Annotated in this window: 21 protein-coding genes, 1 tRNA gene and 1 pseudogene; 11 read left to right on the top strand and 12 right to left on the bottom strand. The window is 63.2% G+C overall.

What is annotated here, in order from left to right; genetic code table 11:
* Positions 1–181: 181 nt before the first annotated feature.
* Positions 182–559: a YunG family protein gene (locus AB4Z46_RS28195; protein WP_442286858.1), complete on the top strand. Its 378-nt coding sequence runs from the start codon at positions 182–184 to the stop codon at positions 557–559.
* A 373-nt stretch (positions 560–932) separates the two neighbouring features.
* On the opposite strand, the gene AB4Z46_RS28190 is transcribed toward AB4Z46_RS28195, so the two are convergent.
* The 3 genes from AB4Z46_RS28190 to AB4Z46_RS28180 all read right to left on the bottom strand — a co-directional run bounded on the left by AB4Z46_RS28190 (position 933) and on the right by AB4Z46_RS28180 (position 4,748).
* Entirely contained in the window at positions 933–1,301 is a 369-nt protein-coding gene (locus AB4Z46_RS28190) for a hypothetical protein (protein ID WP_442286857.1), read from the bottom strand.
* A 466-nt stretch (positions 1,302–1,767) separates the two neighbouring features.
* Positions 1,768–2,568, bottom strand: a complete 801-nt coding sequence (gene blaOXA, locus AB4Z46_RS28185; RefSeq protein ID WP_442286856.1) for a class D beta-lactamase — start codon at positions 2,566–2,568, stop codon at positions 1,768–1,770.
* A 1,223-nt stretch (positions 2,569–3,791) separates the two neighbouring features.
* A complete protein-coding gene (locus AB4Z46_RS28180; RefSeq protein ID WP_442286855.1) occupies positions 3,792–4,748 on the bottom strand; it encodes a LysR family transcriptional regulator in 957 nt (318 codons plus the stop codon).
* Positions 4,749–4,875: 127 nt separating this feature from the next.
* Between AB4Z46_RS28180 and AB4Z46_RS28175 the strand changes: the two genes are divergently transcribed.
* The 6 genes and pseudogenes from AB4Z46_RS28175 to AB4Z46_RS28150 all read left to right on the top strand — a co-directional run bounded on the left by AB4Z46_RS28175 (position 4,876) and on the right by AB4Z46_RS28150 (position 9,902).
* A complete protein-coding gene (locus tag AB4Z46_RS28175) occupies positions 4,876–5,865 on the top strand; it encodes an aldo/keto reductase (RefSeq protein ID WP_442286854.1) in 990 nt (329 codons plus the stop codon).
* Positions 5,866–5,915: 50 nt separating this feature from the next.
* Complete coding sequence (locus AB4Z46_RS28170) at positions 5,916–6,476, top strand: flavodoxin (RefSeq protein ID WP_442286853.1); 561 nt, start codon at positions 5,916–5,918, stop codon at positions 6,474–6,476.
* Between the two features lie 73 nt (positions 6,477–6,549).
* The gene (locus AB4Z46_RS28165) at positions 6,550–7,401 is read left to right on the top strand and encodes an aldo/keto reductase (protein ID WP_442286852.1); all 852 of its coding nucleotides are present in this window, start codon (positions 6,550–6,552) and stop codon (positions 7,399–7,401) included.
* 107 nt (positions 7,402–7,508) lie between these two features.
* A pseudogene (locus tag AB4Z46_RS28160) lies at positions 7,509–7,646 on the top strand (hypothetical protein); the annotation flags it as partial.
* Entirely contained in the window at positions 7,588–8,820 is a 1,233-nt protein-coding gene (locus AB4Z46_RS28155; RefSeq protein ID WP_442286851.1) for a (R)-mandelonitrile lyase, read from the top strand. The pseudogene AB4Z46_RS28160 and the gene AB4Z46_RS28155, both read left to right, overlap by 59 nt.
* Positions 8,817–9,902: an alpha/beta hydrolase gene (locus AB4Z46_RS28150; RefSeq protein ID WP_442286850.1), complete on the top strand. Its 1,086-nt coding sequence runs from the start codon at positions 8,817–8,819 to the stop codon at positions 9,900–9,902. The genes AB4Z46_RS28155 and AB4Z46_RS28150 overlap by 4 nt, the downstream gene beginning before the upstream one ends.
* A 345-nt stretch (positions 9,903–10,247) precedes the next feature.
* On the opposite strand, the gene AB4Z46_RS28145 is transcribed toward AB4Z46_RS28150, so the two are convergent.
* The 3 genes from AB4Z46_RS28145 to AB4Z46_RS28135 form a co-directional block, all read right to left on the bottom strand.
* Positions 10,248–10,532, bottom strand: coding sequence for a hypothetical protein (locus tag AB4Z46_RS28145; protein ID WP_442286849.1), 285 nt, complete (start codon positions 10,530–10,532; stop codon positions 10,248–10,250).
* A 418-nt stretch (positions 10,533–10,950) separates the two neighbouring features.
* Positions 10,951–11,802 (bottom strand): DNA/RNA non-specific endonuclease, encoded by an 852-nt coding sequence (locus tag AB4Z46_RS28140; protein WP_442286848.1) that lies wholly within the window; start codon positions 11,800–11,802, stop codon positions 10,951–10,953.
* Positions 11,803–12,109: 307 nt separating this feature from the next.
* On the bottom strand, positions 12,110–12,679 hold the full coding sequence (locus AB4Z46_RS28135; RefSeq protein WP_442286847.1) for a hypothetical protein: 570 nt from the start codon (positions 12,677–12,679) through the stop codon (positions 12,110–12,112).
* A 331-nt stretch (positions 12,680–13,010) separates the two neighbouring features.
* Between AB4Z46_RS28135 and AB4Z46_RS28130 the strand changes: the two genes are divergently transcribed.
* Together AB4Z46_RS28130 and AB4Z46_RS28125 are read left to right on the top strand one after the other, a co-directional pair.
* Positions 13,011–14,615: a hypothetical protein gene (locus AB4Z46_RS28130; RefSeq protein WP_442286846.1), complete on the top strand. Its 1,605-nt coding sequence runs from the start codon at positions 13,011–13,013 to the stop codon at positions 14,613–14,615.
* A gap of 32 nt (positions 14,616–14,647) precedes the next feature.
* A complete protein-coding gene (locus tag AB4Z46_RS28125) occupies positions 14,648–14,908 on the top strand; it encodes a hypothetical protein (protein WP_442286845.1) in 261 nt (86 codons plus the stop codon).
* Positions 14,909–14,961: 53 nt separating this feature from the next.
* Here the strand turns inward: AB4Z46_RS28125 and AB4Z46_RS28120 are convergent, their stop codons facing one another.
* The gene (locus AB4Z46_RS28120; RefSeq protein ID WP_442286844.1) at positions 14,962–15,201 is read right to left on the bottom strand and encodes a hypothetical protein; all 240 of its coding nucleotides are present in this window, start codon (positions 15,199–15,201) and stop codon (positions 14,962–14,964) included.
* Positions 15,202–15,278: 77 nt separating this feature from the next.
* On the opposite strand from AB4Z46_RS28120, the gene AB4Z46_RS28115 reads away from it, so the two are divergent.
* Complete coding sequence (locus AB4Z46_RS28115; RefSeq protein WP_442286843.1) at positions 15,279–15,620, top strand: tyrosine-type recombinase/integrase; 342 nt, start codon at positions 15,279–15,281, stop codon at positions 15,618–15,620.
* 103 nt (positions 15,621–15,723) lie between these two features.
* Here AB4Z46_RS28115 and AB4Z46_RS28110 read toward each other — a convergent pair.
* The 5 genes from AB4Z46_RS28110 to tolB form a co-directional block, all read right to left on the bottom strand.
* Positions 15,724–15,799 (bottom strand) — tRNA-Lys (locus AB4Z46_RS28110).
* Between the two features lie 67 nt (positions 15,800–15,866).
* A complete protein-coding gene (locus tag AB4Z46_RS28105; protein ID WP_442286842.1) occupies positions 15,867–16,676 on the bottom strand; it encodes a tRNA threonylcarbamoyladenosine dehydratase in 810 nt (269 codons plus the stop codon).
* A 4-nt stretch (positions 16,677–16,680) separates the two neighbouring features.
* On the bottom strand, positions 16,681–17,430 hold the full coding sequence (gene ybgF / locus AB4Z46_RS28100; RefSeq protein WP_442286841.1) for a tol-pal system protein YbgF: 750 nt from the start codon (positions 17,428–17,430) through the stop codon (positions 16,681–16,683).
* Between the two features lie 5 nt (positions 17,431–17,435).
* Positions 17,436–17,948, bottom strand: coding sequence for a peptidoglycan-associated lipoprotein Pal (gene pal, locus AB4Z46_RS28095; RefSeq protein ID WP_442286840.1), 513 nt, complete (start codon positions 17,946–17,948; stop codon positions 17,436–17,438).
* 19 nt (positions 17,949–17,967) lie between these two features.
* Positions 17,968–19,284, bottom strand: coding sequence for a Tol-Pal system beta propeller repeat protein TolB (gene tolB / locus AB4Z46_RS28090; RefSeq protein WP_442286839.1), 1,317 nt, complete (start codon positions 19,282–19,284; stop codon positions 17,968–17,970).
* A 144-nt stretch (positions 19,285–19,428) separates the two neighbouring features.
* Between tolB and msbA the strand changes: the two genes are divergently transcribed.
* Positions 19,429–21,213 (top strand): lipid A export permease/ATP-binding protein MsbA, encoded by a 1,785-nt coding sequence (msbA, locus tag AB4Z46_RS28085; RefSeq protein WP_442286838.1) that lies wholly within the window; start codon positions 19,429–19,431, stop codon positions 21,211–21,213.
* Positions 21,214–21,266: the final 53 nt, after the last annotated feature.

The following is a 21,266-nucleotide window of genomic DNA, read 5'->3' as shown; positions in this document are numbered from 1 at the left end:
TGATGCAGGGTCCATCCCTGCCTCCATCGCTCCCACATCAATGCCTTCTGGCTGTCTGTGTAGTAGGTTCGCGTCCGGTAAGCCATCTGCAACACTCCTTCTGCCTACGGCAGTCATCAGTGTGTTGCATCGACCGGTTGAATCCGCAGTCAGAACCAGACCTTCAACAGCTTGGAAAAACATGCCCTCCGAAATTCGACCGTTCGCAAAACCGCTCGATTTGTATAGGGCAGTTGCTCGCGTATGGTCTGCAGACACATCGAGCCCTACCGGTGCGTGGTCATCGTCCAATCCCGCACAGAATCATTGCAGCATCACCTCTTTGGTCGCACAGGATTGTTTCGGTGGTGAGATTCTCTGCACCCAAACTTCAGGGGGCACCCATTTTTACAACTTGATTGACGGCGTGAAGTGGGACCTGACGGTAAGCCAGTTTCCTGAACCCATGCCCTACGACGACACGCTCGCATCGCGCGAACAGGCACTTGCCGACACGTCCGAGGAAAAGTACAAGCTCATCAAAGAACGTCTTGCTCCTTCATCTACCGTCGAAGCTTGAGTCTGGACACGGCCAAGATGAGACGCTCGCCGTGGCTTCCAATTCAACGCGTTCGAGCACGGCCAGCGGCAGCGTGTCAACTTAATCGAAATGGTTTTTCCAGGCGGTGTCAACGCGGCGAATCAACTTCGAGGATGGGTGAAGTGGACCGCAGTTTCACGGGCCGATACGCCTACGTGAAATCGCTGGAGGTCCAGCCATGGGCAGTTCCGCCTGCTCGCAGACAAAGGGGCCCGCAGGCGGCCTGCTGTGTCAGGATGCGGCCACTACCGACCGCTCAGCGGCGAGACGGAATGAGCCAGCAATCGGACCTTCAACCGAGCGGCAGCAACAGGTCGCCGCACTGTAGGCGTCTCGCGCCCGGGTGGCGCCCTCATTTCTTGGGCGCGTCGGTCGGAGGCACCTGCATAGTGTTGGTCCGAATCTTCCCGCCTCCTTCGACACTACCCCGTGTTGTGGTGTCGCCAGCATCAGTCACGCGCTTGACACAAGCGTCTCGCGCAGTCCCCTCCGGCTGGCGTTCGCAGCGCTTGAGCGCGTTCTGAAGATACTGCTCCTCGCCCTTGGTGGGCAGCTTACCTTGGCGTTGTGCCTGGGCGGCGGCCGCAGCCTCACGCTCTGACGGCGACGTCTGGGCAAACGAATAGCTGGCACCGAGCGCGACACAACCCGAGAGCAACACTCCCGATGCGATTCGAGAAAAATCCATCACGGCATCTCCTTTGAAGTCCAGAGAGGGCAAAAAGTAGTCCTGAGCGATGGCCGAGTCAAGTATCGATTTGCTCGCCGAGATTCGGGTGGTATGGCTGCTTGGGTTGTGCCGGTTGCTGAGGCTTCAAACGTAGTGCCCTGAATAACGGCGGGAAGGCAGGCACCGAGCTTGAGCGCTGCTACGCTGGTGAACCGGGTGCGATTCCTGCGTCACGTCAATGAATGGGCAAGCTGCAGCTTGAAGCCGGCGTGGGTCCGTTCACGTCCGGGCTGCGCCGAAGGTCTGCCTTCAGCCACGGCGTGCAGCCGCTATGGGCCCAAACTTGAGAGCACTGTGCGGCTACCTCGGCATTGAGGTCGAAGACGCGGTGGAGCTGGCAGAGCAGACCGACGCATGAGGCCGTGGAGCCGACCGGACATGCTGACCCGGCTGGCTCTCCGGCAGAATGCGGCCAAGACCGGACCTCCGCGGTGCCCCTCCACTTGCGAGCCATAAGCTATGGTGTCGTAGGGAGCGCGCCAATGGAGCGCAGAATGCTGCGTGTGATGCTCTGCCGCTTCGCAAGGTCGCCGAGCCTGTTCGGAGTATCTATGTTCAGGGCGAAGAAGACGGGGCCGTTGGGCCACTCCACCCAACCGACCCACCAGCCGATTTTTCCTGTCCATCCAGTTTTCGCGCGCAGTATCCAGTCGGAGCCCGCTTCATTGACCATCACATCCTTCACGAGCCTCTGGTGTTCGACTTGGAAGGGTAGTTGATTGCGGTAAAGCAGCTGCAAGAACGCAATCTGTTCAAAGGATGAGATGGCGAGGTCGCCTTCTACCCAAAACGGCTTGTCGCCCGTGGCGACCGCGTTCCCATATCCAATCTTTCGCATGTAGGCGGTCTCGCGTGCATCGCCAAGTTTCTTGGCGATGCGCTCATACACCCAGACGGTGGAGTTCCTCATCGCGGAGCGAAGATTCTGGTCCTCGTTCCACGCCGACTGGGACCGCTTCACGCCATCCCACGAGATGACCTGGAATTCGTCGCGCAGCAGTCCGGCATCGAGCGCGAACAGGCTGTGTGGAATCTTGAAGGTGGACGCCGGCGAGTAGCGCCGCTCGGCACGCGMTGCGTTGTAGACGAGGGTGCTTTCAGACCTGCCCCGCGCGTCAAGTATGACAATCGTGCCTTGTGCATCTGCTTCTGCGAAGAAGTGGGACCACTCGGTCTTTTCTTGGAACTGCGGGACGGCCAGCGCGACAGGAGCAAATCCTGCGGCCAGGGCGGAGAACACTAGATTTCGTCGATTCATGTGCATATTTTCCAATAGGGCTGCGTCAAGGGCTGCCAGTAGTCATCGGCAATGTCGGCTCCAGGCCCGTGCCCGCAGATGGGAGTTCGCCGCTCGGCGTGCCAGCCGCCGGAGCAGACTGACGCCTGAAGCGGTCGGCAGCCCGCCCGGACATGCTGAGACGGGGGCTCTCCGGCAGAATGCGGCCAACTCCGGTCATTCGTTGCGACCGCCTAGTTCGTGAACACCCTAAGGTGCGTGACGTGGCGCGCCAGTAAATTTCGGCCAGACTACGGAGGAAATTTTGCAAAACGAACGTCCATCATCCGTCGCGCCCATTTGCCTCATCATCGGCGCCCTCTTTGGCCTAGCGGGTAGCTTTGTCCCTTCCGCTCCATTGCGGGGCTTGGCGTGGGGAATCGATGGCACTGCTCTCGTTGTGGCTGCGGCCCTGCTTGCAGTTCACTTCATACGGTGCAGTCAAGATTCCCTCGCCGCAGGGTTTCTCGTCTTCATTGCTGGCCAGGCTCTGGTCGTCTCTGGTTCAGCCATGTCACTCCAAGCTAGTGGTCCATCCTTTTCCGCGGGTGCAGCGCTGTGGGCCGCCGCATTGGTACTCATCAGCGCACCCAAAATCATGCCGTTGCCTGTGCGCGTGCTCGGGTGTATCGCCGCGTTGCTTCTTGCAGCTACCGCCCTTCAGGGATTTGCGGGCCGAAACCTTACGCCGCTGTCCGAACCTCTGCCGTTCTTTGCTTACCCGTTCCTCGTGCTCACTATGCTAGGTTGGGCACAGTGGTGCTTTCGCGCTCCACGTCCGAAATAGTATGGCAGTCACACTGCTGTCGCGTCCAAGGCAGTTAAGAATGCCGTCTAACCCGCGGCCGCCACCGGCTACATTCGGCCCAGAACCAGCCGCTCGGCGCGGCGGTTGAATCCGCACCCAAGACCGGACTTTCGGCAGGCGGCTACGGACCGGCTCCGATGGTCGGCTCGCGTTGCTGCGCGCTGCCTGAGCGGCTAAGGCTTGGGCGCTTTGCTGGGAATGACTGCCCAGAAGCATCCATCCACCTCCGGCCTGCGCGTTGCCCATCTCGACAACGCAACTGGCCCAAAGCTGCATTCGCCTTCACGCCCTGTTGCATGGCGAGCTTGCCAAGTCCGACGATGATGAAGAGCTGTTGGTCGACCGCGATACAGCGCAAGCCATGATGGCGCTCCGCTAAGAACGTACGCAGAGAGTGTCACGTCGTGCCAACCCTCTTGCCGCTGCGAAGTTCTTTGGCGGTCAAGACGTACTCGGGATTGCTTCCCAGCCTGCGAACCGCGAGGTCGATGAACGCTCGGGCGCGCGCCGGCTGTGAGCTTCGACTCCCGTAGTAGACGAAGTAGCTCGCGTGCTCAGTGGTATGTTCCCCGAGCACAGGAGTCAGCTGTCCGGAACGGATGTAAGAAGCGGCAGTCACCCCTGCCAACTGACCAAGCACCCGGCCACTGAGTACAGCTTGGAGTTCCAAAATCTCATCGTTGGTGCATAGCGCCGGCACGACCGGCAGTTCCCTCAGGTCCCCTCCGACCTTCACACGCCAAGGCACTATCGCTCCGGTTGCGGGATGGCGGAAGACGCTGCAGCGGTGTGACTGCAAGTCCGCGAGCGTTTTCGGGATGCCGTTCTCTTTCAGGTAGCTTGGTGCAGCGCACATGACGAGCTGAACCGGAAACAGCCGTCGCGCGATGACACCCTCATGCGGTGAGGGCCCGAGYCGGAACCCTACGTCGACCCGGTCCTCCACCCAATTTCCGACCCGGTCCTCCAACTGCACGTCCGGCACGATGGCCGGGTGTTCTTGGCAAAACTCTTCCAGGAGTCGCCAGAGCACGGCCTGGAACGTAGACCGAGGCCCGACGATTCGAAGAGGGCCTGCGATTTCCTCCTTCGTGCGCTTGACTGTCTGTAGGGCGTGCTGGAGGCCGAGCAGAGCCGGTCGCGCGGTCTCCAAGAACCGCTGGCCCTCGTCCGTCAGCGACATCACTCGAGTCGTTCGGTGAAAGAGCCGTACGTCCAGGTGCTGTTCCAGCTGGGCAAGCGCCTGACTCGCCGCCTGCGGGGTGATGCCCTGGGCTACTGCCGCCTTGCGGAGGCTGCCCAACTCAGCGGCAGCCACAAAGGTGGAAATCGAACGGAGTTCGTTGATGGCCATGGCGCATTGTCCGCTACAGCTTGCCAATCAATCAACCGTTTGCTATCTATTCACATGCGAATCCGGCTCCTAGACTTTCCCTCACGCCGTTCTCCACTCCCGGAGAGGGCAGAGCGAAGGAATCGACATGAAAACTCGCCAACTCGGCACAAGCGGTCCCGAAGTCTCCGCGCTCGGCTTCGGGTGCATGGGACTGAGCCACGGCTACGGCCAGGCAACAGAACGGTCGCAGGCCATCTCTCTCATCCGAGCAGCGGTAGACCGCGGCGTGACGTTCTTCGACACCGCCGAGGTCTATGGGCCGTACCTGAACGAGGACGTCGTCGGCGAAGCGCTGGCACCCGTACGAGACCGGGTTGTCATCGCCACGAAGTTCGGCTTCACGTTCGGAGAGGGCGGGAAGCCGCAGATTCTCAACAGCCGCCCCGACCACATCAGGGCTGCCGCCGAAGGCTCGCTCAAGCGGCTGAGAACGGACGTCATCGACCTGCTCTATCAGCATCGTGTCGACCCAGAGGTTCCAATCGAAGAGGTTGCAGGCGCTGTCAGGGACCTGATTGCGGACGGAAAGGTGAAGCACTTTGGCCTGTCGGAGGCTGGGGTTCAAACCATCCGGYGCGCTCACGCCGTGCAGCCGGTGACGGCGCTCCAAAGCGAATACTCCCTCTGGTGGCGTGAGCCGGAGAAGGAAGTACTGCCGACTCTCGAGGAGCTTGGCATCGGCTTCGTGCCTTTCAGTCCGCTCGGCAAGGGCTTCCTGACCGGAGCCATCACCGCAGAGGCCAAGTTCGGCAGCGACGACTTCCGCAGCATCGTGCCGCGCTTTGCACCTGAGGCGCTCCAAGCCAACCAGGTGCTGGTCGACCGGCTTGGCGAGCTCGCCCGCGCCAAGGGCGCCACCAGTGCCCAGGTTGCGCTGGCGTGGCTGTTGGCGCAGGGTCCATGGATTGTTCCAATCCCGGGCACGACGAAGCTCTCCCGGCTCGACGAGAACCTCAGCGCAGCCTCGTTGGAACTGTCACCGCGCGACCTGAGCGACATCGCGGAAGCGCTCCAAGGTATTCAGATTCAAGGGGACCGCTATCCGGAAGCGCTCAAGGCCCGCGTCGGGCGCTAGGTCGGGTGTACGCCATGGCATCGCCAACCCACCCAACACGTCGAGCCCTGATGGCCGCGCTTTCGAGCCTGCCGCTCGCTGGCGCCGCGCAATCCACTCTCGCGGACAACGGCCGCATGCAGCGAGTTCGTTCACCTGTACTCGTGGCCTACTTCTCGCGCACGGGCAACACGCGTGTCGTCGCTGGACTGCTTGAGCGGGCCACCGGAGCCGACGTCTTCGAGATTCGGCCAGCCGTTGCCTATCCCGAGGAGTACCTGGCAACGGTGGAACAAGCTCGAGTCGAACGCGACCGGGGCGTTGAACCAGCGCTGGAACGGCTGAACGCCGCCATCGCCGGCTACGAGACCGTTTTTCTCGGCTTTCCCATCTGGGGCGAGACGGCACCTCCAATCATCCGCAGCTTTCTCTCGAAACACGACCTGGCAGGCAAGACGCTGATTCCCTTCATCACGCACGGTGGCTATGGCCTCGGCGAAAGCGAGGCCGTCATCGAACGGCATGCACCGAAAGCCGTGCTTCAGCGCGGGTTCTCGATGCAAGCCGACCAGGAGCGACAGACGATGGACAAAGTGACTGACTGGCTAAGGAGCGCGAAGCTCGCTCGCTAGCCTCACGCGGAGTTCGGCGCGTTCACCTCCGCCCACTTCAACCATAAAAGGCCCTTCGGGCAAAGGAGTCCTGATGCAACACGTGACTTTGAACAATGGCATCCAGATGCCAATCCTCGGCTTTGGCGTCTTTCAGATTGCTGATGCGAAGGAATGCGAGCGTAGCGTCATCAACGCACTTGAGGCCGGCTATCGACACATCGACACAGCGGCGTCTTACATGAACGAAGAGGCAGTCGGCCTGGGCCTGCGCGCGAGCGGTGTCGTTCGCGAAGAAATCTTCGTGACGTCCAAGCTGTGGGTGCAGGACGCGGGCTACGAAAAGACGCGCCTTGCCATCGACAAGTCGCTTCGCAAGCTGCAGCTGGACTACCTCGACCTCTACCTCATCCATCAACCGTACAGCGACGTGCACGGTTCATGGCGAGCGATGCAAGAGGCCTACAAGGCCGGCAAGCTCAGAGCCATCGGCCTGAGCAACTTCCAGCCGGACCGGCTCATGGACATCAAGGCATTCAACGAAGTGCCGCCCGCGGTCAACCAGATTGAAATCAATCCCTTCCACCAGCAGGAGGAAAGCGTGGCGTTCATGCGCGAGAACGGTGTGCAAGCCGAAGCTTGGGCGCCCTTCGCGGAAGGGAAGAACAACCTCTTCACGAACCCGGAGCTGGCGGCCATCGGCAGCAAGTATGGGAAGTCGGTGGGGCAAGTCGTCCTGCGCTGGCTGGTTCAGCGTGGCGTTGTCGCTCTCGCGAAATCCGTCCGCAAGGAGCGCATGGAAGAGAACCTGAACGTCTTCGACTTTCAGCTGGACGACGGCGACATGGCTCGCATCGCGAAGCTGGACACGGCAACCAGCAGCTTTTTCTCGCATCGGGACCCGGCCATCGTCAAGTGGATGGCCGAGCGCAAGCTCAATGTCTGAACGTGAGACAACGTCACTGCGGCATCCTGACCGTCCGGCTGCAGCGCCCCGGGTGCGTTTCCTGGACGGTCTAGCCGGCTTCGGATTCTTCTCGACGCAATTGCTGCATGGGCCGGCCTTGCCGGCGTCCTGGACTTTCAGCGTGCGACCCGGTCGCGGTATCCCATCACAACACGAGGCACTCCAGTGAAGTTACCTCTCTGTCTAGCGCTATGCAGCACCGCCTTCGCTGCCAGCGCGCAGACGTCGACGCCAAGCGGTCCACTTGTCGAAGTCCGCGCGGCCGCGACGTCGCCTGTGAACATCGCTCCTAGCGAGAACTTCACTGGCGTGGCTCGCATTTCCTCCCCGTTCGAGGCAAAGCCGCCGGCCAGAGCTGGCGGTGCCACCGTGAGCTTCGAGCCGGGAGCGCGTACAGCTTGGCACACCCATCCGTTGGGACAGACGCTCATCGTCACAGCCGGTGTCGGGCTGGTGCAACAGCAAGGGCAGACGGCCCAGGCCATCCGTCCAGGCGACGTCGTGACGATTTCCCCGAATGTGCGGCACTGGCACGGCGCAAGTCCAGAGAGCCCGATGGCACACGTTGCCATCGCTGAGAAGGACAACGGCAAGTCGGTGGACTGGCTAGAGAAGGTCAGCGACAACGACTACCTGGCTGCGTCGACTAGCACCGGTCTTCTTGCTCTATCTCCCGCCGTTGGGGCTTCGAGCCCTGCGGGGCAAAGCGCTCTCGCGGAACGTTCTATGACCAAGCCATCCAACGGCTCAGAGACGCTAACGGCAAAGCAGCAAGCGATGCCGCTCATCGCCTCATTTGTGTCCGTCAGCGACATGCCCAAGCTCAACGCTGCTTTGAACCAAGGTCTGGACGCGGGCATGACGGTCAGCGAATCCAAGGAAATCCTGGTGCAGCTGTATGCCTACGCGGGATTTCCAAGAAGTCTCAATGCGCTGGGAGAGTTGTTGAAGGTCGTGGAGGCGCGCAAGCAGCGTGGAGTCCAGGATGCGCTCGGCCGGGAACCCAGCCGGGCTGTTGTGACGGGCCAAGAATTGCTGAAGGTCGGCAAGGAGAACCAGACGAAGATTTCGGGCGGACCAGTCCGAGGCCCGGTGTTCGATTTCGCTCCCGTCATCAACCAGTTCCTGCAGGCCCATCTGTTCGGCGACGTCTTCGAGCGCGACAACCTCGATTGGCAGAGCCGCGAACTTGCCACGGTCGGCGCGCTCGCTGCAACGCCAGGCGCAGAGGCTCAACTGCGCTCACACATGTCGGCCAGTTTGCGAGTGGGGCTGAGTGCTGCCCAGCTACGGCAGCTCACCGAGCTTCTGGCCCAGCGAGGCGACCCTGAGGCCGCCAAACGCGCAGTTGCCGCACTCCAACAAGCGCTCGCTGCCGCTTCGAAAGGAAAAACATGAACTTTCCTCGCACCCTCTCCGCCGCTGCGACTGTCATGACTACTTTGCTCGCCGGTTGCGCCATCCAGCCCAACATGCCCGCCACACCGGCGGGAGCTCTGACGATTCAGAGCCAAGGCAGCTTTGCGGTCGGAGGAGCTGTCGTGCAAACGCCGGGCACCTATGACAACAACAAGCCGACCGCTGCTGGGCAGAGCTTCCATGGCGACCACCTCTATGCCTTCTATCAGGTGCCGCAGAACGCTAGGTCGCTGCCCATCGTAATGCTGCACGGCGCCTTCCAGTCGGGGCGCAGCTGGGAGACCACGTCGGACGGCCGCGAGGGCTTCCAGACCTTGTTCTTGCGCCGCGGCTACTCGGTTTATCTCGTCGACCAGCCGCGCCGCGGGCGCGCTGGCAGCAGTACGGTGGCGAAGACCGTCGAGCCCACTCCGAATGACCAGTTGTTCTTCGACCAGTTCCGCATCGGGAAATGGCCGAAGTATTTTGACAATCTCCAGTTCGACCGCAAGCCGGAGACGTTGAACCAGTTCTTCAGGTCGGTCACGCCTGACATAGGGCCATACGACGCAGGCGTGATTTCGGATGCGATGGCGGCACTGTTCGCCAAAACAGGTCCCGCAATCCTGTTCACCCATTCCCAGGCTGGAGGCCCGGGCTGGCTGACTGCCATCAAAAGCGCCAACGTCAAGGCAGTCGTCGCGTTCGAGCCAGGGAGCGGGTTCATCTTCCCCCAGGGCGAGTTGCCTCCGCCGATGCCGAGCGCGGCCGGCACGCTCACGCCAGAGGCGGTACCACTGGCTGACTTTCAGAAGCTCGCGCGCATTCCCATCGTCATCTACTACGGCGACAACTTCTCGACAGAGCCAACGCCAGAGCGAGGCCAAGACAACTGGCGCGTACGACTCGCGATGGCCCGCCTCTGGGTGGATGCGGTCAACAAGCGTGGCGGCAATGCTCGACTGGTGCACCTCCCAGAAATTGGCATTCGCGGCAACACGCACTTCCTGATGTCAGACCTGAACAACGTCCAGATTGCCGACTTGGTCTCGAACTTCCTCACCGACGCAAAGCTCGACTGACTGCCAGCCCCCGGCGGGCTACCGCGGCAGCGGTTTTGTCCGTGGGCACGAAGCCGCCGTGCGTACTGAACGTCCGCTCTTGCCACTCATCGATGTCCGCATAGGGCACGAAGCCGTCGTCCTCCCTGAACGTCTGCTTCCGCGGGACCGCAACTTCCGCTTCGGGCCCGGAGCGGAAGATCGTGACGCCTGACAGCCGACGCTCAGGCGGGTGGATTGGTAAAGGACGGCGCTAGTTCCCGCCGCATTCTGTCTGTCGCCCGGACATCACGTCCCGGCCTTGTCGACCGTGACGTGGGCTGCGCAAGGCGGCGCGTGCAGCTCAAGCTCTGACCGCTACCTCATTCATGGGGCGGCCGTCGCGCTCGGCCGAGGCGTGGGGTAGCCCTCCGGCATGTATTCGGCCGGACGCGCCAGGAATTCGGCGATCCAAGCTCTCGCGCTTTCCGCCACTTTCGCCTGGGCGCATTCACCTTGGTCGCGGGCCACAGAAAGCCGGCACATTTCCTCCCCGCTTCGCAAGATGACACAGATGCACTGGGAGATCGAGCCCGAGTTTTCGTAGCAAAACTCGATCGTCCATTCAGGGGGTGCCGAGGGCGACGTGGTGCGAACGGGGTAGATGTTCATGGCACCTAGCTGAAGGGAAGTGCGCGATGACAAGACGGAGGAGGCGTTGGGGCCAGACCAAGAGCACGAAGATTGGCCTCCGAAGGGTTTTCAGGGTAGCACGCTTCAAATGGGGGGTCTGTGCGCTAGCGAACCCAACTGCGCAAGGTGAAGAGCAGATGCGCAAAGCTGGTTGGAGTCACTACATGTGAGGCGCGCGATGCCGTCCGGCTGACAGCTATTACAGCGCTGTCTTACGGGACTTGAACTGCGGAGGCCGCACGCTGGGCTCCCGGAAAGTAGCGATTTGGACGGTCGGCGCTGGTAGGGGAGTTCGACCTTGCCTGGAAACTTCTAGATAGTCCCCGACGCCGGCGACCCGTCCGCCAGCACAAGTAGCCGTCTGCCCTCCTCTTCCACGTCAACCCCAGCGACCAGCTCACCGCAATTCGCCCCCTGGTAGCAGTTCCATGCCGATCCGTTGCGTCAGTTCACCGTAGCTTATGGGCCGCCCGGCGCGTGCGTCCTCCGAATTCGACTGCCAATGCGCCCAGGCCTTGCCCGTGTTCTCGTCATAGACCAGCTTGAACAGGTGTGTGGGCACCCGTACGCGGTTGGCACCGACCGCTTGGCTTTCGGGGCCAAACACCGGTCCCGTGATCACGAACACATTGCCCTTGGCGCGCAGCACATACCGACGTGTGTCTTGCTCGATCTTGGCCCAGGCGCCGGAGTTCTGCGTCGAGTTCTGCGGGACCATGTTCGCCAGGGAAAAGCTCTGCGCCATGGCTGCCGGACTCGACATGTCACCGGCCGGGGCCATGTGTCCACGAGCATAGCCAGAGCCCTTGTAGTCGCTCAGCTCCGCGCGCTCGCTGCGCGGCAGCCGGGCGTCCGCAAAGAACTTGTTGGTGCGCTTCTCGTTGGCGCTTCCGATCCCTGCGCGGGTGAGGCGCTCGGCGACGAACACCGGAGTCTTGCTTTTGCCGCTGTGCAGGATGGCAAAGGCCTCGTAGCAAAGCTCGCGGTCCATGGGGGCCTTCGGGACCGATGGCGCGACACCACCAGCGAAGAATTGGCGACAGTCTGAAAACTGAGTGGGGGTGGTCGGACCAGAACGCTCTGTGGAGGAAGCGGATGGCGGCGATGGAGTCGGCAGGAATCCGCAGCTTGATGCCTGGATCGAGATGGCGCCGGCGGTGATGAGCCAGACCGCAGTGCGGCGCAGGATGACGGCGATGCCGCTGGTGGCTGGTCTGCTGCGCTTGCGTGGCTTCTTTTTCTTGGGCATGGGGGGCGCGGGATGTTAACCCGCGCAGGAACCAAGAGAAGGCCAGAGCTACAGCTGGGCGCCTGCTTTCGAGCGCACCATGCTGATGAGCGTGAGGGCCGCACCGATGAAGATCAGGCTGACAGCCAGCGGGGGCGCCGCCGGTTCGCCTTTCGCAGCAGGAGTCGACCCACTGTGCGATCTCGACCGTCGACCAGTTGTTCGATTTCGGGGAGCGCCTGACCGCCTGTGTGAACGGGTACCTGAACGTGGTTGCAGACAAGATCGGCGAGCCAGCAAGCGCCGAGCCACGAGTCTGGCAATGGGTCTACGGTTGAATAACCTGCAAGATTCGCGGCACAACCTCAAACGACATGTGGACGCTACCGTGTTCCTTCACGAACACCGCATCTCGAGGCTCGAAGACGCGGGCCCCTGAAAAACCGATGCCCTGGGCGCCACCCGGTACATCCCACTGCAAGTCTTCCAACTCGGGAATGACGAAGGTCGTCTCGTCAAAGTCGCCGAAGACGAGGTCCTTCCTGTGACCGAACGGAATATCGGAAATAAGGTAGGGCACCCGCCAATAACTGGCATCGTCCTTTCCATCCCACCATCTCGGTACGTGGGGGGATTTGATCCAGGTCGAAGTCAGACCGGCGGGTGTCGGAACAAGCATCTTCGTAGTGCGCCAAGACCTGATCGAGAATCCATCGGACAGCTTTGCCGCCATAGGTCGCCCCATCCCCTTGCGCCAGAAGATTTCGCCGAGCACGCAGTCGTCGAAGACATTCGAAAAGGCCTGCTCCTCCGTCTTCCACCGACGAAACCGGTCATGGGTGAGAGGACTGGAGAACAGTTGTCCGAGACTCGCTAACACACGATCGCCAATCGACATGGCAATCTCCAGACGTGGTGGCGAATTGATTCTCGGCTTCCACCTCCGTAACCACATCCACAAGATCGATGATCCCTCTCGATGCGGCGACGGGCGGAGGTGCTGCGTCCTCTAGAACGTACGACGACTCCGAGGGCAGCGCCAGATGCGCAAAGCCGAGCGGCGTTGTCGCCGTCATCCACACGATTGAGGATTCATCGCTCTTCATGTCGCGCTAGGCTGATTTGCGGTCACGCGGCATCGCTCCCGTATCCGGAGGGAGGGAGGGAGGGAGGGAGAGAGGGAGCGTTCGCAATCGCCAATCACCCAAAGGTGAAGGGAGACTTTCAGCATGCCGAAAGATGATGATTTTCTCCACCTTGACGACCTGGCCCTGGGGAGGCACCTCAGCGACATTTTCGCCAACCGTCGGGCACTCAACTTTGTTCAAAGCGGCCTGTTTCGCCGGCAGCCTCGCCAGGCAACTCAGAGCACACCGGTCCAGTCGCGTAGCGAATCGGTCATCGCGATCAACCCGCTCAACGAACAGAACATGATCGGCGCGTCGAAGAAATTCATCGACCCTGCCAAGTACCGTTTCAAGCTCGGGCCAATCTACACGTTCGACGCCGGCCTCACTTGGCACGAGTCGCAGCTACCGCTGCAGAATGGCTGGGACGGAATGACCGATCCGACCGTCGCCTTCGACGATTTTGGCAACGCGTTCCTGGTCGGCGAGCCGTTGAGGTTCGATCCGACCGATCTGACCGGCCTCGGCATGGCGGTGTACCGAAGCTCGGATGGCGGCATCACCTGGCAACCACCGATGCGCCTGACGACCGACACCACCGACGACAAGCAATGGGTGCTCTGCGACAACAATGCGACGAGCCCATACCGGGGCAACGTCTACGTCGTCTGGGCGGCGTCGTCGCCGCTGCGTTTCGCACGGTCAACCGACCATGGTGCCACTTGGAAGGGCAAGGGCGGTGACCCGCCAGGCAGCACCCTCGTGTCGTACGCTTTCGCCCCCGACATCTCGATCGCCTCCGACGGCACCCTGCATATCTTCTGGCACGATGATGCGAGCAGCACCATCAAGTCGCTTCGTTCGACCGACGGCGGCGCGACGTTCGAGCCGCAGCACACCGTCGTCGACGGCGTCGTCAGTTTGCGTGGCCATTTGCCTATCACTCACGGCTGGCCACACTTCGACCACGCCAAATTTCGCGTCATGACAATCGTCAGCAGCTGTGCAGCGCCGGGGAAAGTCGTAGTGGTGACGTGGGCCGACATGCGGGAGGGACGCAGCCGCATCTACTTTCGTTGCTCGCGCGACAACGGACTGAGCTGGGACGGGCCTGCCGCAGGCCAGGCGCTTCTGCCGAACGTGAGCTACGGCGATTCCCAGTGTTTCCACCCGAGCGTCGCCTGCACGTCGGCCACAGGCATCGTGGGCTGCTCCTTCTACGTCCTCGGCAACTGGTTCGGGAACTATCTGATCAACGTGCAGCTTGCCGCGTCGTGGGACTTCGGTGCCAGCTTCAACGAATTCGCCGATGTCACCGATCAGCCATGGGATCCGCTTGTGAATGCGCCGTTCTCTCATGGCGACCCGGACGTCCATTTCATCGGCGAGTACTTCGGCATGGACGCCGGCGGCGACTCGTTCGCGCTACTCTGGACGGACACGCGCACTGGAGTGCAGGAGCTGTTCAGCAACGTCGTCTCGACCAAGAGGATCCGGACCCCGCACATCCCTGATCTGGTGGCGCAGATTCTCGCCGGCGTTGTCCAGGACGGCGGCGGATGGGTCCTGATCGGTGGCAAGCTGCACAGAGTCCCGCCGCGCGGCCCGATCAACGCGTTGTTGGAGGCGCTGGCGGAACGGCATGAACTCGAGACGACGGACATTTCGACGATCGAGGCGACCCTGCGCCAAATCGCCGGTCGCTGATGGGCTGTCGCACCGCACCCTTTGGAGGAACCATGACCAGCCGCATTCGCCTCGTCGCCGCACTCGTCGCCGCAGCCCTGAGCGCCATCGCCTGTATTGCCACGATCGTCGAGCCGCAATGGTTCGAAATGCTGTTCGACACCAGCCCCGACGAAGGCGATGGCAGCCTGGAGACGCTCATCGCAGTGGCCATCTCGGCGATCGCGCTGGTGGTTTTCTCGTTGATCGGTCGGCGCGAATGGCGCCGGCACGTCGAAGAGCGCACCACAGCCCAACTGAGTCGCAATGACTGAGGGGCGAACTCCCATCTCTCCGTAGTGAAGTTGGCGAGGGAGATCGTCGTTGGCTACTGCGACCCGAGGCCAGCGCGCCAAGCGTCCTCATCCAAAATGAAGATCGGATATCCGCCCTCCCTGAGCTTCATCGCCGCGTCGATCTTGGCGCGGATTTCGAGATCGTGCAGATGCCCGTCTGCCGTGATGCCCGAGATCAGCCCGAGAAGCTGAGCGCACGATCGTTCTGCCTGGTGGTTCCGCGCGACCTTGCTCGTGGGCCCGCCGTACTCGGTTGCAGCCTTCGTTTTCATTTCGATCCTCCCAGGGAGAGGTACCGGGCGGCATCCTGCGCCTTCGCCAGGGCAAGACGAAGGAGAAGCTGCGGATCGTGATTGAAGGCCTGTTGGCCGACCTCGTCATCGAGATCCGCGCCTTCAAGCGCGCGATCGAGGCGGACCGCAAGATCTACGCGATGGCGCTGCTGGTCAATGAGGAGGGCAAGCCGCTGACGAAAGCGATGCTCCGAGACCGTTTCGATGACGCGCGCGCCGCGGCTGATGTGCCGAAGGCGAATTTTCAGTTCCGCGATCTACGCGCGAAAGCGGCGACAGAAATTGACGATGAGCGCGGCACGCGCGATGCGCAATCGCCGCCTGGTCATGCGACCGAAGGCATGACCGCAACCTACATCCGCCACAAAGTGGGGAAGAAGGTGCGACCGCTTCGATGAAATGCATGTTTGCGGAAGTGTGTTCCGCAAAGTGCCTAATTCATAGGCAAACGCCGCTATAAAAAAAAGAGCGCCCCGCCCTTACGGCGTGCGCTCTCATGGGTGGTAGGACGTACTGGATTCGAACCAGTGACCAACGGATTAAAAGTCCGCTGCTCTACCAACTGAGCTAACGTCCCACGTTCACAATTTCTTCTTGGCTTCTATTCTTCTTCCAACCGGCGTCGAGTCCGGCAAAGCCCGAAATTATAGCGTGACATTCCGAGCAATCCGATCCAGAAGCCAGCCCGCCGCACATTGGCCGAAGGTTGCGGTCACGCTCACCACCGAACCGTAGCCGTGGCAGTTGAGCGAACCATCGCCCTCGATCGCGCAGGAGGCATCCGGCGGTGCCACGCTCTCGCGGCTGAAGACGCAGGCGATGCCGATCTTGCGGCCTTCACGCGGCGCGCCGTGCTCCTTGCGCAGACGCTGGCGCAGTTGCGCCAGCAACGGATCGTGGGTCACCAGTGCGAGGTCGTCGATCTCGACCCGGTGCGCCAGGCGTTTCCCTCCGGCCGCGCCCACGGTGACGAACTCGGCACCGGAATCGCGCGCCCAGGCGGCCATCGCCAACTTGGCCTTGACCTGGTCGCAGGCATCGATCACGGCCGTCACCGGCCCGTTCGCTTCCTGCGCCGCGGCCAGCAAGGCCGGCCAGTTGCCCGGCTCGACGAATTCGTCGAGCGCCAGCACCCGGCATGCGGGGTTGATCTGTGCGATGCGATCGCGCATCGCCTCCACCTTGGCCTGGCCCACGGTCGCGTCGAGCGCGTGGATCTGGCGATTGATGTTGGATTCGGCGATGTGATCGAGGTCGATCAGCGTGAGCCGCCCCACCCCGCTGCGTGCCAGCGCCTCGACCGCCCACGAGCCGACGCCGCCGATTCCGGCGACCAGCACGTGCGCGTCGCGAATGCCCGCCGCGCCCGCCACGCCGTAGAGGCGCTCGAGGCCGCCGAAACGGCGGGCCAGGTCGGCGTCGCCCGCAGCGACGACAGTGCTCGCGGCAGTCACGTCCCTAGCGCAAGCGCGAGAGGCGCTCGCGGCCCGCCTGTGCCGCTTCCGATTGCGGATAAGCCTTGGTGAGGTCCTCGAGCGTGCGCTTCGCCGCGCGCGTGTCCTTGAGCTCGATCTGGCAATTCGCGATCGACAACACGGCTTCGGGCGCCTTCGCATGGTCGGGCGCCAGCGACAGCATCGAGCGGAAGTTGGCAATGGCCTCGTTGTAGTTGCGGGTCGCGTACTGCGCGTTGCCGAGCCAGAACAGCGCCGAAGCGTTGTAGCCGCTCTGCGGATAGCGTTTGACGAAGTCGGCGAACGCGGTCTGTGCCTGCGCGAACTGGCCGGCGCGGAAGATGCCGAGCGCGGCGTCGAAGTCGGCCTTCTCCTTGGGATCGGCATTGAATTCGCGCCCGTCGACAGCGACCTTGGAAGGCTCGTTCTTCTTGAGGCGGTCGTCGGCATCGGTCTGCCGTTGCTGAAGATCGGTGACGGCCTTCGTGAGCTGCTCGTTCTGGCCGGTCATGCGCGCCAGGTCGCCGCGCATCTGCTCGATCTGGTTCTGCAGGTCGAGCATGCTGCGCCGCAGCTGTGCGCTTTCCTCGCTCTGGCGCTGCTCCGACTGCGAGCGCATGGTCTCGACCCGCTGGCGCAGGTCGAGGATCGCGCGCCGCGCCTCGTCGTCCTCGAACAGCGCCGCCTGCGCACCGAGCGAGGCGCACAGCAAGGCGGCTGCGAGGGCCGCGCCCCGCAATGAAACGCCGCGCATCATCATCAACGGTAGGTGATCTCGGCGCGGCGGTTTTGCGCCCACGCGTCCTCACCGCTGCCCTGGGCTGCCGGCTTTTCCTTGCCGAAGCTCACGGCCTCGATCTGGGCATCGTTGACGCCGACCAGCACCAGCGCACGGCGCACGGCTTCGGAGCGCTTCTGGCCCAGCGCCAGGTTGTACTCGCGGCCGCCGCGTTCGTCGGTGTGGCCTTCGATGGACACGCGACGGTTCGGGTTGGCCTTGAGGAAGCGGCCATGGCCGTCGATCAGTTGCTGGAACTCGGGCTTGACCGTGTAGCTGTCGAAGTCGAAATAGATGATCCGTGCCACGCCGACCGGGCCCTGCGCGTTCTGCGCATTGGGGTCGATGGTGACCGGCGCCACGCCACTGGCGGCCCCGCCCGAGCCCTGGCCTGCGCCACGGTCGACCACCGGCGCCTCGTTCAGCTTGGTGCCCGACGAGCAACCAGCGATCAGCGCCACGATGGCCAACGAATAAATCGTACGTTTCAACATTTCGAACTCCTCAAGTTAATCATTGCTTTTGAAACGGACCCCAGTCCGGTTCCCGGATGTCTCCTGCCTGCCCCGCCAGTCGCGCCTTGATCTTGCCGTCCAGCGTCGTGGTCATGAGGGCTTCGCGGCCCTGGAGCTTGGTGGCGTAGACGATCAGTTTGCTGTTGGGTGCAAAGCTTGGATTCTCGTCGGCCGTGGTGTCGGTGATCGCCTGCACATTGCCGGTCGCCAACTCCATCACGTGGAGTTTGAAGCCCCCGCCCACACGGGAGATGTAGGCCAGCCAACGGCCATCGCCGCTGACCGACGGAGAAATGTTGTAGGTGCCGCTGAAGGTCACCCGGGTCGGGTTGCCGCCGCTGGCGCCCATCTTGTAGATCTGCGGCGCACCGCCGCGGTCGCTGACGAAATAGATCGTGCTGCCGTCGGCCGAATAGACCGGCTCGGTGTCGATGCTGTTGCTCTGCGTGAGCCGGCGCGGTTCGCCGCCGCTGGACGAGATGGTGTAGAGCTGCGAGCCACCGTCGCGGCTCAGCGTGACGGCGAGCGTGCCGCCGTCCGGGGCCCAGGCCGGGGCGCTGTTGGAGCCACGGAAGTTCGCCACCAGGCGCCGCTGGCCGCTGGCCACGTTGTGCACGTAGACCACCGGCTTGCGCGACTCGAAGGACACGTAGGCCAACTGGCTGCCGTTGGACGACCAGGACGGCGAGATGATCGGTTCGGGGCTGGCGAGCGCGGCCTGCGCGTTCTCGCCGTCGGCATCGGCCACCCACAGCGTGTAGCGGCTGCCACCCTTGGTGACGTAGGCGATGCGGGTCGAGAAGATGCCCTTCTCGCCCGTGAGCTTCTCGTAGATGTAGTCGGCAATGCGGTGCGAAGCCAGCCGCAGGTCGCCCTGCGGGACGGTGTAGCTCTGGCCGCCCAGGTCCTGCCCGCGGACCACGTCCCAGAGGCGGAAGCGGACGTCGAAGCGGCCGTCGGCCAGCCGTGTCACGCTGCCCACGGCGAGCGAATCGGCGGTGCGCTGGCGCCACAGGCTCAGGTCGGGGCGCGAGCCTTCATCGAGCGACTGGCCGGAGGCATCGACGCCCCTGAACTGTCCGCTGCGCTCGAGGTCGGCCAGCACGATGGCGGAGATCTTCTGCGGCGACGACTCTTCGCCGCGGAACGGGGCGATCGCGATCGGCAACTGCGTCACGCCGACACCCGACACCTCGACCCGGAACTGGGCCAGTGCGGGAAGCACGGGGGTGGCGGCAAGGGCCGCAATCAAGCCGCGGCGAGCGAAGAACGATGAAGAAGGGGTTGGGGAGAGGTCTTGCAACGGCTTTTTCATGCAATTCGGAGAGGTTTCCGAGGATTAAGTTTCTTGTCTCGGACAAAACAGCTCACATGGTACATGTTGCGATGGCAGGGAGGTCACAAAACGTGTATGACCCGGCGCGGTCCTACATGGCACACGCCCGTAGAATGCGCCGCCATGCAGCCCTCCCCCGCCACCGACACGGTGCGCCCCCCTTTGACGCGACGACTCGCGCGACTGATGACCTGGTTCGGTGGCTCGCGCCGCTGGTGGGCTCTCGGATTCTTCACCGCCCTGATTGCCGCCCTGACCGAACCGCTGATGCCGGCGCTCGTGAAGCCGCTGCTCGACCGCGGTTTCACGCGCGGCCAGCTCGCACTGTGGATCGTGCCGGTGGCCATGATCTCGCTCTTTGCGGTGCGCGGCTTCGCGCAGTTCGTCTCGCAGTACGCGCTGGCGCGGATCGCCAACGAAGGCATGCAACGCCTGCGCCGCATGCTGTTCCAGAAGCTGCTGGCGGCCGAACTCGCCCTCTTTTCGCGCCAATCCGCCAGTGCGCTGTCAAACACCGTGGTCTATGAGGTCCAGACTGGCGGCATGCTGCTGGTGCAGGCACTGCTGGGCCTGTCGCGCGACGGACTGACCCTGATCGCGCTGCTGGGCTACCTGCTCTACCTGAACTGGAAGCTCACGCTGATCGTCGGCTTGCTGGTGCCCGGCGTGGCCTGGATCATGAAGGTGCTGTCGAAGCGCCTGTACCGCCTCACGAGGCTGGGCCAGCTCGCGACCGACGAACTCGCCTACGTGGTGGAGGAGAACGTGCTGGCCCACCGCATGGTGCGCCTGCACAACGCCGAGGCCAGCCAGACCGACCGCTTCGAGCGCCTGAGCCACAGCCTGAACAGGCTGGCGGTGAAGTCCACCATCGCGTCGGCCGCCATGACGCCGCTGACCCAGTTGCTGGCCGCGGTCGCACTCTCGATCGTGGTGGTCATCGCACTCTGGCAGAGCAGCGAACAGGGCCTGACCGTCGGCGGCTTCGTGGCCTACATCGCGGCCATGCTGATGCTGATCGCGCCGATCCGCCGGCTGGCCGACATGGCCAACCCGATCACGCGCGGCCTGGCGGCGCTGGAGCGCGGGCTCGAACTGGTCGACAGCGTCGGCGCCGAGCCGCAGGGACGCTTCGAATCGGCGCGCGCCCAGGGGCACATCGAGCTGCGCGGCGCGCGCGTCAACTACCGCGGCGACGACGAGGCACGCGCCCTCGACGGCGTCGACCTCACGATCGAGCCCGGCGAGGTCGTGGCTTTCGTCGGCCCGTCCGGCTCGGGCAAGACCACCCTGGTCAACCTGCTGCCGCGCTTCGTGCTGCCGAGCGCGGGGCAGGTGCTGCTCGACGGCCACGACATCGCCGACTGGCAGCTCAAGAGCCTGCGCTCGCAGTTCGCGATGGTGAGCCAGGACGTGGTGATGCTCAACGACACCCTGGCCGCCAACGTCGCGCTGGGCGCCGCGATCGACCGCGACCGCGTGAACGAATGCGTGGCGGCCGCCAACCTCACGGCGCACGTCGCGAGCCTGCCCCAGGGGATCGACACCGTGCTGGGCCACAACGCGACGCAGCTGTCCGGCGGCCAGCGCCAGCGGCTCGCGATTGCCCGCGCCCTCTACAGGAATGCCCCGATCCTGCTGCTCGACGAGGCCACCTCGGCGCTCGACACCGAATCCGAGCGGCTGGTGCAGGAGGCGCTGAATCGGTTGATGCAAGGCCGCACGACGCTGATCGTCGCCCACCGGCTGTCGACCATCCAGCACGCCGACCGGATCGTCGTGATGGACCACGGCCGAGTGGCCGAGCACGGCAGCCATGCACAGCTGATGGCGCTCGACGGACTCTATGCCCGGCTGCAGACGAATGCGATACGGACCACGCCCCCCGGGCAAACCGCGACCCTCTGACGGTGGCCGGCGCAGCCAGGCCGGTTGGTGAAACACCGCGGAACCGGCTTTGC

This window comes from Variovorax sp. M-6, assembly GCF_052114385.1.
Taxonomy (GTDB): Bacteria; Pseudomonadota; Gammaproteobacteria; order Burkholderiales; family Burkholderiaceae_C; genus Variovorax.
This window is presented reverse-complemented; position numbering and strand designations above follow the sequence as displayed.

Excerpts from the sequence above, each read along its gene's own strand:
- pal (WP_442286840.1), bottom strand. The coding sequence starts at position 17,948 with ATGTTGAAACGTACGATTTATTCGTTGGCCATCGTGGCGCTGATCGCT.
- AB4Z46_RS28120 (WP_442286844.1), bottom strand. The coding sequence starts at position 15,201 with ATGAAAACGAAGGCTGCAACCGAGTACGGCGGGCCCACGAGCAAGGTC.
- AB4Z46_RS28135 (WP_442286847.1), bottom strand. The coding sequence starts at position 12,679 with ATGTCGATTGGCGATCGTGTGTTAGCGAGTCTCGGACAACTGTTCTCC.
- AB4Z46_RS28150 (WP_442286850.1), top strand. The coding sequence starts at position 8,817 with ATGAACTTTCCTCGCACCCTCTCCGCCGCTGCGACTGTCATGACTACT.
- AB4Z46_RS28130 (WP_442286846.1), top strand. The coding sequence starts at position 13,011 with ATGCCGAAAGATGATGATTTTCTCCACCTTGACGACCTGGCCCTGGGG.
- tolB (WP_442286839.1), bottom strand. The coding sequence starts at position 19,284 with ATGAAAAAGCCGTTGCAAGACCTCTCCCCAACCCCTTCTTCATCGTTC.
- msbA (WP_442286838.1), top strand. The coding sequence starts at position 19,429 with ATGCAGCCCTCCCCCGCCACCGACACGGTGCGCCCCCCTTTGACGCGA.
- AB4Z46_RS28140 (WP_442286848.1), bottom strand. The coding sequence starts at position 11,802 with ATGCCCAAGAAAAAGAAGCCACGCAAGCGCAGCAGACCAGCCACCAGC.
- AB4Z46_RS28125 (WP_442286845.1), top strand. The coding sequence starts at position 14,648 with ATGACCAGCCGCATTCGCCTCGTCGCCGCACTCGTCGCCGCAGCCCTG.
- AB4Z46_RS28165 (WP_442286852.1), top strand. The coding sequence starts at position 6,550 with ATGCAACACGTGACTTTGAACAATGGCATCCAGATGCCAATCCTCGGC.
- ybgF (WP_442286841.1), bottom strand. The coding sequence starts at position 17,430 with ATGCGCGGCGTTTCATTGCGGGGCGCGGCCCTCGCAGCCGCCTTGCTG.
- AB4Z46_RS28170 (WP_442286853.1), top strand. The coding sequence starts at position 5,916 with ATGGCCGCGCTTTCGAGCCTGCCGCTCGCTGGCGCCGCGCAATCCACT.
- AB4Z46_RS28195 (WP_442286858.1), top strand. The coding sequence starts at position 182 with ATGCCCTCCGAAATTCGACCGTTCGCAAAACCGCTCGATTTGTATAGG.
- AB4Z46_RS28145 (WP_442286849.1), bottom strand. The coding sequence starts at position 10,532 with ATGAACATCTACCCCGTTCGCACCACGTCGCCCTCGGCACCCCCTGAA.